13 protein-coding genes and 1 tRNA gene are annotated in these 13193 nt (G+C 63.7%); 9 read left to right on the top strand and 5 right to left on the bottom strand.

Annotated features, from left to right (window positions below):
• Window positions 1–42: 42 nt before the first annotated feature.
• From B2R83_RS04210 to pth, 7 genes are all read left to right on the top strand, one after another.
• Window positions 43–1890, top strand: a complete 1848-nt coding sequence (locus B2R83_RS04210) for a tetratricopeptide repeat protein (protein WP_292038413.1) — start codon at window positions 43–45, stop codon at window positions 1888–1890.
• A 53-nt stretch (window positions 1891–1943) separates the two neighbouring features.
• Entirely contained in the window at window positions 1944–2543 is a 600-nt protein-coding gene (locus B2R83_RS04205; protein ID WP_292038412.1) for an outer membrane lipoprotein LolB, read from the top strand.
• Window positions 2544–2549: 6 nt separating this feature from the next.
• On the top strand, window positions 2550–3443 hold the full coding sequence (gene ispE, locus B2R83_RS04200; protein WP_292038411.1) for a 4-(cytidine 5'-diphospho)-2-C-methyl-D-erythritol kinase: 894 nt from the start codon (window positions 2550–2552) through the stop codon (window positions 3441–3443).
• A 72-nt stretch (window positions 3444–3515) separates the two neighbouring features.
• Window positions 3516–3592, top strand: a tRNA-Gln gene (locus B2R83_RS04195).
• A gap of 143 nt (window positions 3593–3735) precedes the next feature.
• Window positions 3736–4686, top strand: a complete 951-nt coding sequence (locus B2R83_RS04190; RefSeq protein ID WP_036208830.1) for a ribose-phosphate pyrophosphokinase — start codon at window positions 3736–3738, stop codon at window positions 4684–4686.
• Between the two features lie 194 nt (window positions 4687–4880).
• Complete coding sequence (locus B2R83_RS04185; protein ID WP_027867205.1) at window positions 4881–5468, top strand: 50S ribosomal protein L25/general stress protein Ctc; 588 nt, start codon at window positions 4881–4883, stop codon at window positions 5466–5468.
• A 151-nt stretch (window positions 5469–5619) separates the two neighbouring features.
• Window positions 5620–6204 (top strand): aminoacyl-tRNA hydrolase, encoded by a 585-nt coding sequence (pth, locus tag B2R83_RS04180; RefSeq protein ID WP_292038409.1) that lies wholly within the window; start codon window positions 5620–5622, stop codon window positions 6202–6204.
• 25 nt (window positions 6205–6229) lie between these two features.
• Here pth and B2R83_RS04175 read toward each other — a convergent pair whose 3' ends face one another.
• Window positions 6230–8092 (bottom strand): DUF3857 domain-containing transglutaminase family protein, encoded by a 1863-nt coding sequence (locus B2R83_RS04175; RefSeq protein ID WP_292038408.1) that lies wholly within the window; start codon window positions 8090–8092, stop codon window positions 6230–6232.
• A 97-nt stretch (window positions 8093–8189) separates the two neighbouring features.
• On the opposite strand from B2R83_RS04175, the gene B2R83_RS04170 reads away from it, so the two are divergent.
• Window positions 8190–9284, top strand: a complete 1095-nt coding sequence (locus B2R83_RS04170; RefSeq protein WP_292038407.1) for a patatin-like phospholipase family protein — start codon at window positions 8190–8192, stop codon at window positions 9282–9284.
• Here B2R83_RS04170 and B2R83_RS04165 read toward each other — a convergent pair.
• On the bottom strand, window positions 9281–9976 hold the full coding sequence (locus tag B2R83_RS04165; protein WP_292038406.1) for a transglycosylase domain-containing protein: 696 nt from the start codon (window positions 9974–9976) through the stop codon (window positions 9281–9283). The two genes, B2R83_RS04170 and B2R83_RS04165, sit on opposite strands and share 4 nt — an antisense overlap.
• A 270-nt stretch (window positions 9977–10246) precedes the next feature.
• Here B2R83_RS04165 and ychF point away from each other — a divergent pair, with 270 nt between their 5' ends.
• Window positions 10247–11338: a redox-regulated ATPase YchF gene (ychF, locus tag B2R83_RS04160; RefSeq protein WP_036208816.1), complete on the top strand. Its 1092-nt coding sequence runs from the start codon at window positions 10247–10249 to the stop codon at window positions 11336–11338.
• A gap of 112 nt (window positions 11339–11450) precedes the next feature.
• Here ychF and B2R83_RS04155 read toward each other — a convergent pair whose 3' ends face one another.
• The 3 genes from B2R83_RS04155 to B2R83_RS04145 are packed head-to-tail and all read right to left on the bottom strand — an operon-like array spanning window position 11451 to window position 13048.
• Window positions 11451–11882 (bottom strand): hypothetical protein, encoded by a 432-nt coding sequence (locus B2R83_RS04155; RefSeq protein WP_292038405.1) that lies wholly within the window; start codon window positions 11880–11882, stop codon window positions 11451–11453.
• The gene (locus tag B2R83_RS04150; protein WP_292038404.1) at window positions 11879–12484 is read right to left on the bottom strand and encodes a paar repeat-containing protein; all 606 of its coding nucleotides are present in this window, start codon (window positions 12482–12484) and stop codon (window positions 11879–11881) included. The genes B2R83_RS04155 and B2R83_RS04150 overlap by 4 nt, the downstream gene beginning before the upstream one ends.
• Window positions 12485–12493: 9 nt before the next feature.
• On the bottom strand, window positions 12494–13048 hold the full coding sequence (locus B2R83_RS04145; RefSeq protein WP_292038403.1) for a PAAR domain-containing protein: 555 nt from the start codon (window positions 13046–13048) through the stop codon (window positions 12494–12496).
• Between the last annotated feature and the right edge of the window lie 145 nt (window positions 13049–13193).

Raw genomic sequence — 13193 nt, 5'->3', positions numbered from 1 at the left:
TTGAGCGTAGAATCAGAGACAACATCTCAGAATGGAATTGCCTTGAAAAACGCTTTCGTCATTGTAACCCTCTCCAGCATCCTGGCGGCATGCGCTGTCGCGCCCGGACAGCAAACCGCACAACAGGCCGCGCCCGGGGCTGCAAGCGCCACTTCGGACACGCCGCTGGCCGACGCCGAGGCGCAGTCCGGTGACGCCGACACCGCGCAGGCGGACGACGAGGAGGAGGCTGAGGCGAAAGCACGGGCCGAGGTGGAAGCGCGGCTGCCGAAGGTCGAGCTGACCAGCAGCATGCTGAACCAGTTACTTAAGGCCGAGTTTGCATTCCGCAAGGGCGACTGGCAGGGCCCGTATCTCACCATGCTGTCGCTGGCCCAGCAGACGCGCGATCCGCGCCTGGCGCGCCGCGCGGCCGAGATGGCGGTGACCGCGCGCCAGGCCGACGACACCCTGGCCGCCGTGCGCCTGTGGCGCGAGCTCGACCCGCAGTCGGACGAGGCAACCCAGTACTTCGTCGGCATGGTGGTCACCTCGGACAATATCGCCGACGTCGAACCGATCTTCGTGCAGCGCCTGAAGGAAGCGCCGGCGGACAAGCGCGGCGTGCTGCTGTTCCAGATCCAGCAACTGCTTGGCCGCGCCAAGGACAAGGACGCGGCCAATGCGATGCTCGAGCGCGTCATCGCTCCCTACAACGACACCTTCGAAGCGCACATCGTGCGCGCCCAGGCGGCCCTGGCGCGCGGCGACCGGGAAGCAGCCCAGCGCGCAGCCCAGGCCGCGCTTGCCGTCAAGCCGGATTCCGAAATCGCGGTGCTCATGATGGCCCAGGTCATCGGGGACGACGCGAAGATCGCCCCGATGCTGGAAGCCTTCCTGAAGACCCATCCGGAGGCGCGCGAGGTGCGCGCCGCGCACGCCCGGGTACTGGTCAACCAGAAGCAGTACCCGCAGGCGCGCGCCCAGTTCGAGACCCTGCTCAAGGGACGCCCGGACGATGCCGGCAACCTGTACGCGCTGGGCGTGCTGGCCACCCAGATGAACGACGCCAAGGCCGCCGAAGGCTATTTCACCCGCTTCGTCGAGGTGCTCGGCCGCAATCCGGACGACGAGCGCGACCCGACCCGGGCGCTCTTGATCCTGGCCCAGATCGCGGACGAGCGCGGCGATGTCCCGGGCGCGCTGGCCTGGCTCGACAAGGTGCCCGCGGGCACCGACCCCGAGCTGCTGCTCAGCGCCCAGCTGCGCCGCGCCCAATTGATGGCCAAGGGGGGCGACCTGGCGGGCGGGCGCAAGCTGCTGGCGGGCCTGAAGCCCATCGAGCCGGCGCAGCAGGCGCAGGTGGCGGTGGCCGAAGTGCAGCTGCTGCGCGATGCCGGCCGCCTGCTGGAAGCCTATACGCTGATGGAAGCCGCCGCCAAGCGCTTCCCGAAGAACCCGGACCTGCTGTACGACTTCGCCCTGCTGGCCGAAAAGGTCGGCCGCGTCGAGGTGATGGAAAAGCTGCTGCGCGAGGTGATGGCGCTGGCGCCGGACAACCACCACGCCTACAACGCCCTCGGCTATTCGCTGGCCGAGCGCAATCTCCGCCTGCAGGAAGCCTACACCCTGATCGCCAAGGCGCTCGAGATGGCGCCGGGCGACCCCTTCATCATGGACAGCATGGGCTGGGTCCAGTACCGCCTGGGCAAGCTGGACGAGGCCGAAAAATACCTGCGCGCTGCCTATGCGCTGCGGCGCGATCCGGAAATCGCCGTGCACCTGGGCGAGGTGCTGTTCCAGAAGGGGCAGCAGGTCGCCGCGCAGGAGTTGTGGCGCGAGGCGCGCGCCAAGGACCCGCAGAACGACACCCTGCGCAGCACGCTGGCGCGCTTGCGCCAGAGCTTGTGAAATAATCCACGCTTTCGATTCCGACCTCATTGCCGATGCCGCTAACGATATCAATGCGCCGACGCCTGTCCCTGCTCGCCCTCAGCGCTGCCTTCATCACCCTGGCCGGCTGCGCCACCACCAGCACCAATGTCGCCACCGTGGGCGCCTACCGCGACAGCATCGACCTGGACGGCCGCCTGTCGGTCAACTACCAGAAGAGCGGCAACCGCGAATCGATGACCGTCAATTTCGACTGGGCGCAGCACCCGGGCCGTGTGGATGTCACCATCGCCAACCCGCTGGGCCAGACGGTCGCGACCATCGAGGTCACGCCCCAGTCAGCCACGCTGACCCAGGCCGGCCGCGCGCCGGTAACGGAAGCCGACGTCGACACCCTGAGCCAGCGCACGCTGGGCTGGCCGCTGCCGGTGTCCGGCCTGCGCGACTGGCTGCAGGGCTATGCCGTGGATGCGCAAGGACAGCGCTTCAGCGCATCGCCGGCACGCAACGAGGTCGTCACGCAGGACGGCTGGCGCCTGCGCTTCGTCGAATGGCAGGATCCGAATGCCGCCCAGCCGGCGCCGCGCGTCATCCACGCCACCCGGGCTGCGGTGGGAGACATCCAGGACCTCGAGATTCGCATTGTCATCAATCAGGCAGGGCAGGGATAAGCATCGATGCGTTCGCTTCACCATTGCCCGGCTCCGGCCAAACTGAATCTGTTCCTGCACGTGACCGGCCGCCGCGCCGACGGCTACCACCTGCTGCAAAGCGTGTTCCAGCTGATCGACCACGGCGACACCCTGCATTTCGACCTGCGCGACGACGAACTCATCGTGCGCACCAACGAGGTGCCGGGCGTGCCGCAGGAGCAGGACCTGATCGTGCGCGCGCTGCGCCTGCTGCAGGCGGAGTATCAACGCCGCCACGGCCGCCTGCCGCCGGGCATCGATGTCGCCATCGAGAAGATCCTGCCGATGGGCGGCGGGCTGGGCGGAGGCTCGTCGGACGCGGCCACCGCGCTGATGGCGGCCAACCACCTGTGGCAGGCCGGCTTGAGCCAGCAGGAACTGATGGACCTGGGACTGCCGCTGGGCGCCGACATTCCGTTCTTCCTGTTCGGCGAGACCGCGTTTGTGGAAGGCGTGGGCGAAGCGCTGCAGGCCGTGCCGGGCCCGGACTGCTGGTACGTGGTGCTCGAGCCGGGCGTCGCGGTGCCGACCCCAGCAATTTTTTCCGCGCACGATTTGACGAGGGATACGAAGCCCGTTACAATAGCGGACTTTTCCAGCAGCCTCGCTGTTTCAGGCAAGCAGATTGGCTTCGGGAAAAATGATTTGCAGGACGTGGCTGAACGCCTGTTCCCGCCGGTAGCAGAGGCGGTGAGATGGTTGAGCGGCTACGGCGATGCCAGGATGACTGGCTCGGGGGCATGTGTGTTCTGTGCCTTCTCCGGCGAGCGCGAAGCGGACCAGGTTCTCGCACATGTGCCGGAGCGGTGGAAAGCCTGGAAAGCGCATTCGCTGGCGAGCCACCCGATGAAATCGCTCTTGCAAATCAACGAGTTGTAGAATAAAATTTTGCCTGTCGCGACGTTAGACGTTAAAATACGTAGAATGTAACGGCAAGCAGTTCAGTCGTGTAGGGGAATCGCCAAGTTGGTTAAGGCACCGGATTTTGATTCCGGCATTCCAAGGTTCGAATCCTTGTTCCCCTGCCAAAGTTTTCCTGGCTGTCGAGGCAAGCTCCTCCAGCGGGATAAACAGCGGTGCAGCGTTCGGCCTGCATCCATAAGCTAATCAGCCGGCTCGACCGGCTGATTGTTTTTCCAGATTCAACAACGCATTTCTTGGGACTCCCTCCATGGCTTACGAAAACCTGATGGTTTTTACCGGCAACGCTAATCCGGCACTAGCAGAGGGGGTCGCCAAGAATCTCGGCATTCCTCTCGGTAAAGCAGTCGTCTCGAAATTCTCGGACGGCGAAGTCATGGTCGAGATCAACGAGAACGTGCGCGGCAAGGATGTTTTCGTCCTGCAATCGACCTGCGCACCGACCAACGACAACCTGATGGAAATCATCCTGATGGTTGACGCGCTCAAGCGTGCATCGGCAGGCCGTATCACCGCCGCCATCCCTTACTTCGGCTACGCCCGCCAGGACCGCCGCCCGCGCTCGGCGCGCGTCGCAATCTCGGCCAAGGTCGTCGCCAACATGCTGGAAGAAGCCGGCGTCGAGCGCGTCCTGATCATGGACCTGCACGCCGACCAGATCCAGGGCTTCTTCGACATCCCGGTCGACAACATCTACGCATCGCCGATCCTGCTGGGTGACCTGCAGAAGCGCAACTACGACGACCTGCTGGTCGTGTCGCCGGACGTCGGCGGCGTGGTGCGCGCCCGTGCGCTGGCCAAGCGCCTCGGCTGCGACCTGGCGATCATCGACAAGCGCCGCCCGAAGGCGAACGTGTCGGAAGTCATGAACATCATCGGTGAAGTCGAAGGCCGCAACTGCGTGATCATGGACGACATGGTCGACACCGCCGGCACCCTGTGCAAGGCCGCCGAAGTGCTGAAAGAGCGCGGCGCCAAGAAAGTCGTCGCTTACTGCACCCACCCGGTGCTGTCGGGTCCGGCAATCGACCGCATCCAGAATTCCCCGCTCGACGAGCTGGTCGTCACCGACACCATCCCGCTGAGCCCGGCCGGCGCCGCCTGCACCAAGATCCGCCAGCTGACCAGCGCACCGCTGCTGGCCGAAACCTTCAAGCGCATCGTGAAGGGTGACTCGGTCATCTCGCTGTTCGCGGAATAAGCAACAGAACCTCGTATTTTACGGCGCGCCTGGCTGACATAGCCGGCGCGCCGTTGTAACATCTTGGGTTTACCGAATTCTTGAGCGTGCTGTACGGCGCTTGTTCAAGACTGCCCTGGTCGCGGGGCGGTCACCACTGGGTTACCGGGCCTGGAATTTTCCGGCATTCGGACCCGTTTATTTTGGAGTTTCACATGAAAGTAGTCGCATTCAACCGCACTCAGCAGGGGACCGGAGCGAGCCGCCGCCTGCGCAACGCTGGCCAGACCCCGGGCATCATCTACGGTGGCGCCGACGCCCCGCAACTGATCGCCCTGGATGGCAACGCGCTGTTCCACGCGCTCAAGAAAGAAGCTTTCCACGGTTCGGTCCTGGACCTCGAAATCGAAGGCAAGACCCAGCAAGTCCTGCTGCGCGACTTCCAGATGCACGCATACAAGCAACTGGTCCTGCACGCTGACTTCCAGCGCGTCGACGCATCGAAGCCGATCCACACCAAGGTCACCCTGCACTTCGTCAACGCCGAGATCTCGCCGGCCGTCAAGCTGAGCAGCGCTGTCATCTCGCACGTCGCCAACGAACTGGAAGTGGCTTGCCTGCCGGGCAAACTGCCGGAGTTCATCGAAGTCGACCTGAGCAAGCTGGAAGCCGGCCAGTCGATCCACGTGAACGACCTGACCCTGCCGGAAGGCGTGACCGCGCTGACCCACGGCCAGAACCTGACCCTGGTGACCACCTCGATCCCGCGTGGCGCTGCTTCGGCAGAAGCCGCTGCTGAGTAATATCTTTCTTTGCCGGCCGCTTCGGCGGCTGACTGGAATCGAAACCCGCCGTGGCTTAGCCCGGCGGGTTTTTTGTTGGCGCCTGTTCCCGCTATTCCTCGGCTATTTTCGGCGATAATCCTGTTTTTCCCAGAATCAAAGTAGACAGCGCATGTCCATCCGTCTGATCGTCGGCCTCGGCAACCCGGGCCCGGAATACGAACAAACCCGCCACAACGCCGGCTTCTGGCTGGTCGACAATCTCGCCAATTCGCTGCCGGGCTGCCGCCTGCAGCGCGAATCGCGCTTCAATGCGATGGTGGCGAAGGCCCGGATCGCGGGCAACGAAGTCTGGCTGCTGGAACCGCTGACCTACATGAACCGCTCCGGCCAGTCGGTCGGCGCGCTGGCGCGCTTTTATAAAATCAATCCGGACGAAGTGCTGGTCGTGCACGACGAACTCGACATGCTGCCGGGCGTCGCCAAGCTCAAGAAGGGCGGCTCCTCGGGCGGGCACAACGGTCTGAAGGACATCACCTCAGCGCTCGGCACCCAGGAATACTGGCGCCTGCGCCTGGGCATCGGCCATCCGCGCAGCCTCAACCTGCAGCAGGGCGTGGCCGACTTCGTGCTGCACCGCCCGCGCCGCGAGGAGCAGACCCTGATCGAGGAATCGATCGACAAGGCCCTGCGCATCATTCCGCTGTGCTGCGAAGGCAAGATGGACGTGGCGATGATACAGCTGCATACCGCCTGAACTCGCGGCCGGCAACCGGACCGCGCTAGCGTCCCTGCACCACGACCTGCCCGCGCAGGTCGCCCATCATGCGCTCCAGCGCCGGCCGCATTTTCCGGTAATCTTCCGGCGTGCAGGTGGCCGCCGTATGGCGGAACTGCAGGCGGCGCTTCACCACCACCTCATTGCCCTGCCGCACATACTGCGAGCGGTAGAAGAACCTGCCGTCATCTACCGTCACCCCTTTGGGCAGCGCTAGCACGCGGGTGCGCGGCGGCAGCGCATAGCGCAGCTCGTCCTCGGCATCGATGGCGGGGCAGACGAATTCCTGGCGCCGTTCCGGCTCGCGTCCCAGGTCGAATACCGCGTCGCCCAGTCCGCCCCAGAAGTTGTAGGTGGTGGCCAGCGCGGCGGGGCCCGGTAGCCGGACGAAGCCGTCCGTCGCGCCCGAGAAGCCCAGCGTGTAGTCGTCCCGGGGCGATCCTTTGCCGGCGCTGTCGGTCTCGCCCGGTTCGAACAGGCCGTCGCCCGTCTGCCCAAGCCCTGCCAGCATGCGCCTGACAAAACGCTCGCGCTCGGACTGGGGCGTGCCGCGCACGGCCTGGCGGTAGGGTTCGGCGATGGCGCCGCCGCTGGTGCGCCGGACATGAAAGCGGCTGCTGCCGTCGCGCGCGATATCGAAACGCGTCAGAGTGCGGCTGCGTGCCGGCTGGTAGATGGGCGTGACCGCAAACCCGCCGGATTCCGCCAGCAGCACCGGTTTGCCGAGCAGGCCTGGGGGCAGGAAGCCGCCCGCCACCGTGCCGGCGGTCGGATCCAGGAAGAGCTGCAGTTGCGGCACGTAGACGATCACGTGGTTCAGCACGCCCAGCGTCGGCACTGCGGGCAGGCGATAGGCATCGTCGCCGTTGACCAGCGCGGCGCTGGAGGGGATGCCGGCGGCCGCCAGCAGGGCCTGCAGCAGCACCGCATGGTCCTTGCAGTCGCCATAGCGATTCGCCAGCACCGACGAAGCCGAATGCGGCACCACGCCGCCCGGCCCCAGGTAGACCGCGACGTAGCGGATATTGCGGCGGACCCAGTCCGACAGCGCGATTGCGCGCGCCTGCACGTCGTCCAGTCCTTGCGTGAGCTGGCTTGCCAGCGCAGCGATGGCCGCATCCGGCCTGGCAGCCGCGCTGGCGCGCGCATGGTAGGCCTGCGCGAAGGCCGGGTAGTCGGGGAAGGTGGAGACCGCCAGCCGCCGGCCATGGTCGAGGTAGCTCACCGAGCCCTGCTCGATGCGTGCGTTGTCGCCGTCCACATAGCGAAAAGCATGGCGGCGGCGGCCCGGCGCGCTGCTGGTGGCCACCGGCACGAAGCCGACGGCGTCCGCCTGCAGTGTCATCGAGGCCGGCAGGTCGTAAGTGAGCCGGAAGTCCTTGTGGCGGTAGGGGCCGGCCACGGTGAAATCTTCGAACTGGCCGGGAAACAGGGGCGTATGGCGCCGTAGCGAATAGCGCAGGGTGAGCGTGTCGCCGGCCTGCACGCCGGGGAAGATGAGGACTTTCAGGCGCGTGTCCTGGAACATGGGCGCCTCGAGCGAGGCCGCTTCGTGCTGGTCGCGGATCTGTTGCGGTTCAAGCTTCACGCGGCGTCCGTCGGGCTTGGTAGTCCAGGCTTCGATGGATTCCACCTTGTCGAGCGAGCCATTGAAGCTGATGAACTGCTCGGCATGCCGCTCGACGGCGGAGGGCGTGGCGATGGTTTTCACCAGCTCGACATCGAGGGTGTAGGCGCCGTCGGCATCCACCGTGAAGTGCTGGTGATGCCGCTCGATGAGGACCGAACGGTCCGTGCCGCTGTCGGCTGCCGCCAGCCGGCCGCAGGAGAACAGCAGCATCAGGAACAAGGCAAGTCGAAAGGGCATGGCGGGCTCCCCGAAAGCGAAAGACCCATGTTACGCAGCGCCTCCATGCCACCCTTGAGCCTGCGCAACGACGTTCTTCCTGCCATAATTTCGCCCCATGAAGGCACTCACATTCCATGCCGGGCCGGTGGCCCTGGCCCAGATCGGCGCGCAGGGCTTGCGCGCGCAGGACATCGCCATCGTGCCGGCCGCGGCCGGCGGCCCCAAGGGATTGATCTTCCAGGCGCTCGACCAGTGGATGTTCGGCGAATGGCTCCCCGGCGCGCCGCGCGAGCGCGTGCTCATCGGTTCCTCGATCGGCGCCTGGCGCATGGCCGCCGCCTGCCAGCGCGATCCCGTCAAGGCCTTCGCGCGCCTGGGCGAGCTGTACGCCGGCCAGCGCTACACCAGCAAGAAGCCGACCCAGCAGCAGATCGACGAGGTGGTGCAAGCCCTGCTGGGCGAATTCGTGCGCGGCCACGAGGACGACATCGTCAGCCATCCGCACCACCGCCTGCACCTGCTGGCGGTGCGCGGCAAGGGCGGGCTGGCGGCGCCGCAGCACTCGCGCGCCGAACTGCGCGGCTTCGCTACGGCGGCGCTGCACAACGCCTGCTCGCGCGCCTGGCTGGGCCGCATGATGGAGCGTGTGGTGATCGGCGACGCGCGCGCCCAGGCGCCGTGGCTGCGCGAGCGCTTCGACGCCTTCACCACGCATTTTTCTTCGCTGACGCGCCAGAACCTCGCGGCCAGCCTGCTGGCGTCGGGCACGCTGCCGCTCATCATGAAACCCGTCACCGGCATCGCCGACCTGCCGCCGGGCTGTTACTGGGACGGCGGCATCATCGACTACCACCTGGCCTTGCCCTATGCGAAGGCGGCGGGGGAGGGGAAGGGCGACCTGGTGCTGTACCCGCACTTCACGCAGCACATCGTGCCGGGCTGGCTCGACAAGGGCTTCCCGTGGCGCCGGGCGGGGCGGGCGCACCGCCACTGGTTAGATAACGTGCTGATCGTTTCGCCATCCGATGAGTTCCTGCGCACCCTGCCGCGCGCCAAGCTGCCGGACCGGGCGGACTTCAAGTTCTATGGCCTTGACCATGACGAGCGCATTCGCAACTGGACGCGTGCAATGGGGGAAGGACAGCGCCTGCGTGACGAGCTGGCCGCGTTCGTGGCCAAGCCCGACCTGTCGCTGATCAAGCCGATCTAGGACGCGCAGCCCTCGTAATCGGTATCGAACCACCCATCGGGCGCGCAGCTGCCGAGCAGCAGCGCCTGTATGCGCCCCGCGCGCTCGTCCAGCGCCGCCGCGTTGCGCGAGGGATGGTAGTGGTTGGGCGCCTTGATCATTGCGACCAGCCGGATGAATTCCTCATCCGTCGTCGCCTCGAGCGGCTTGCCCAGGTAGCTGCGCGCGGCCTGCGCCAGTCCCTTGAGCTGCTGCCCTTCATGCGTGCCCATGTAGACAGTGGCGCTGTAGCGCTGCAGCTGTTCGCGCTTGGACATCCTGGCGTCCAGCACCAGCGCCATCATGTCGCGGCCCAGGTCGATGCGCTTGCAGCAGTCGAACACGCCACGATAAAACGTCTGCATCATGCCGGACACACCGTCGAGCCGGTCCTTGCCGAGGAACAGCTCACGCGCCAGCGCCGATGAAATGGTGGCCACGCCCTGGCCCTGGCCGAGGCTCAATCCATGATGCCCGTAGAAATCCGGGTCTTCGACGCGCAGCAGGACCGCGGCCTGGCGGTTGGACAGTTCGACTTCGTGCGTCAGCGGGACCAGGCGGCGCGCGTCGTCGAAAGCGCTCCATGCCCAGGCGGCGGCCACCGCCAGGTAGGCCAGCAGGAGCAGCGCCAGCAGCATGGGCAGGCGCCACCAGGCCTTGCGCGCGCGGCTCATGGCAGCACTCCCGATGGGGGCAGGGTATCGACGACGAGTTGCAGTGCTTGGTGAGGCATGGCATTCCAGGAAATGGTGGATTTTTGATCTTATCAGCAATAAACCCGGCAAAAATACGCACTTTTACACCCAACCCCTCTGTAATCGGACACAACAGCAGGAGCGGCGCTCGCCGTTTTTTTCGGCAACCCGGCCCGTCCGAGGTTACAATGTGGGGTTTTGGAGCAGGCAGCATTCGCGCTCCGCGTTCACCGAATAGAAAGAGTTCCCATGAGCCTCCAATGCGGCATCGTCGGCCTGCCGAACGTCGGCAAGTCCACCCTGTTCAACGCCCTGACCAAGGCCGGCATCCCGGCTGAAAACTACCCGTTCTGCACCATCGAGCCGAACGTCGGCGTGGTCGAGGTGCCGGATCCGCGCATGCAGGCGCTGGCTGACATCGTCAAGCCGGAACGCGTCGTGCCGGCCATCGTCGAATTCGTCGACATCGCAGGCCTGGTCGCCGGTGCGTCGAAGGGCGAAGGCCTGGGCAACCAGTTCCTGGCGCACATCCGCGAGACCGACGCTATCATCAACGTGGTGCGCTGCTTCGAAGACGACAACGTGGTCCACGTAGCGGGCAAAGTCAGCCCGATCGACGACATCGAAGTCATCCAGACCGAGCTGGCGCTGGCCGACCTGGGCGCCGTCGAGAAGGCGATCCACCGCGAGAACAAGAAGGCGCGCTCGGGCGACAAGGATGCCGCCAAGCTGGTGGCCATCTGCGAACGTATGCTGCCGCACCTGAACGAAGGCCAGCCGGTCCGCACCCTGGGCCTGGACGCCGACGAGATGGCCTTGATCCGCGAACTGCACCTGATCACCGCCAAGCCCGCGATGTATGTCGCCAACGTCTCGGACACCGGTTTCACCGACAACCCGCTGCTGGACAAGCTGACCGAGTTCGCGAAGAAGCAGAATGCGCCGATCGTGGCCATCTCCGCCGCAATCGAATCGGAAATTGCCGAGATGGACGACGCGGACAAGAAGGACTTCCTGGCCGACATGGGCATGGAAGAGCCAGGCCTGGACCGCCTGATCCGCGCCGCCTACAAGCTGCTGGGCCTGCAGACCTATTTCACCGCCGGCGTGAAAGAAGTGCGCGCCTGGACCGTGAAGGTCGGCGCCACTGCCCCGCAAGCGGCGGGCGTGATCCACACCGACTTCGAGCGCGGCTTCATCCGTGCCCAGACTATTTCCTACGACGACTACATTACTTACAAGGGTGAGGCGGGCGCCAAGGAAGCGGGCAAGATGCGGGCGGAAGGCAAGGAGTACATCGTCAAGGATGGGGATGTGTTGAACTTCCTGTTCAACGTCTAAAGCATGAGTTCGGAATCCAGTGGATTCCAATGCCAACGAAAGCCCCGCTTACGCTCTGTACCGGGGCTTCGTTTTTATTCAAAGTAGTTTATAGATCTGAAGAGCCGCAACGTTATTTTGTGCTTTCACCCTCATTTTTCTGAGGGCATTCTTCCGTCCAGCGAGTAATTTTCATATCGATTACTTGCTCGCCAACAGTATCGAGACGCAGACACTTGTCTGCCTTTAGGTAGTAGAAAATGCAATGTGCTCCAGCATCAGTCGAGCATGAATCAACCTCAAGGAAACCACGCTCGGCTAATCTTTTTTCTGCGCCGTCATACTCGTAGGTGTCGTTACTGTGCATGCGAATCGGTGTCCATCCACGACGTATGATTCGGGCGCGTGTAGCAACGAAGGACGCGCCAGTTTTGAGTTGCAAGCTTGAAAGCGCCGATGTTTCGCTCGGGGTTTCGCTGGCAGTTGCTCCCTCGACGCTTGTGGTGGCTGCGAACAGAATGGTTAGGCTGGCGGCTGTGGCAGTGCAGACGCGAGTTAAACTCATTTGCTTGTCCCTCCAGCTGCATGATAGTTTTGAAGAAAAACTTCATACTTCTCGTAGGGCTGGGCCGGATAGTGATTTCCCTGACCAGGACCCTTCGGTAAGGCCGCCCATTTTCTTGCGACTGGACTCATCGCGCCCGCGATGTCACCGGACTTGACTTTGTTGATCACGCCCACCGAGCGTATGAGCTCGACAGCGATCAAGTCTTGAGTCTTCGGAGAGAAATCCGTCAGCCCCATCTTGCCACCGTGCTGGCGCCATGCATCGATAGTGATCTGGTACATGCCAGCTGCCGTTGTGCGTCCCCCAAAACCAGGACCAGGGTGAGTGGAGTAGTCGGAGAAACGCCAGGGATCCTTCTTCTTTCCTTTGACCGCGCCATACTTGAAATCGTACTCACCGCCTTCCGCCTCAGCGATCGCTTTCAAAAAGGCTCCCACGTTGGGGTTGGCAAGTAACGCTTCGTTCTCAGCAAGACGCCCAGCCTTGTCCTGCACGATCCGAACAGTCTTGGCCTCACTACTCTCCTTCGGCGTCGTTGTCCTGGATGTGCGCCGCAGTAGAGTCTTGCCAGTTGGTGATGTCAAGGTGTCGGTTGCCATATGGGGTCTCTAGGCATATATCTCGATGACCTCAGCCTTTGCAGTTGCCGAGAGTAGGTGGGTACGACCGTCAGCATCAGTTGTGCCATACTCTATTTCGCCCGATTCACGGCGAATCGCATACTCGGCGAACGGAATCGGCTCTCCTGTATCGGCGTCCTGCAAAACGAATCTGTCATCAAATTTGTCGTCAGGAGAGTCAGGTTTTGTCGAAGGAGCACTGCCAGTGGACGCAGCAGCAGGATTAGCGATGGCTGAATTCGCAGTCTTGGATGCATTGTTCGTGGCTGCGCTACCGCCTCCGAATTCCACAATGTCCGTAAATTGACTTGCGATAAGCACTGCACCACAGGCGGTTTTCATGCCAGCCAGGGCCACACCCTTGCCGTAAAACGTTGTCGTGGACGCGCCTTCGACAATTGGAAAGACGCCTTTACACTTGGGGCACTGGACTTTATGCCCCATAAAGGCGATGGGTTTCCCCATGCAGATATCGAAGGGTGAACCTTCAATTACTTTACCGCCATGACTGGTGGAATCGCCTAAACGTATGATTTCGGGCATACGAACTCCGTTCGGCAGCTGTATTTCAGCAAGAATAGATGTAACGACAGATCAGACGTATGGTTTCCCAGAAATCTTTGAAGTAGGTCAAGCATCTAGAGCGCTGGCGTTCATCCCATATGAACGGCGGTTCGTCCCACAATCG

The sequence above is a fragment of the Massilia sp. UBA6681 genome (genome assembly GCF_002454935.1).
GTDB classification, from domain to species: domain Bacteria; phylum Pseudomonadota; class Gammaproteobacteria; order Burkholderiales; family Burkholderiaceae_D; genus Telluria; species Telluria varians.
The sequence above is the reverse complement of the archived record's forward strand: the minus strand, read 5'-3'. Positions and strand labels throughout refer to the sequence as shown.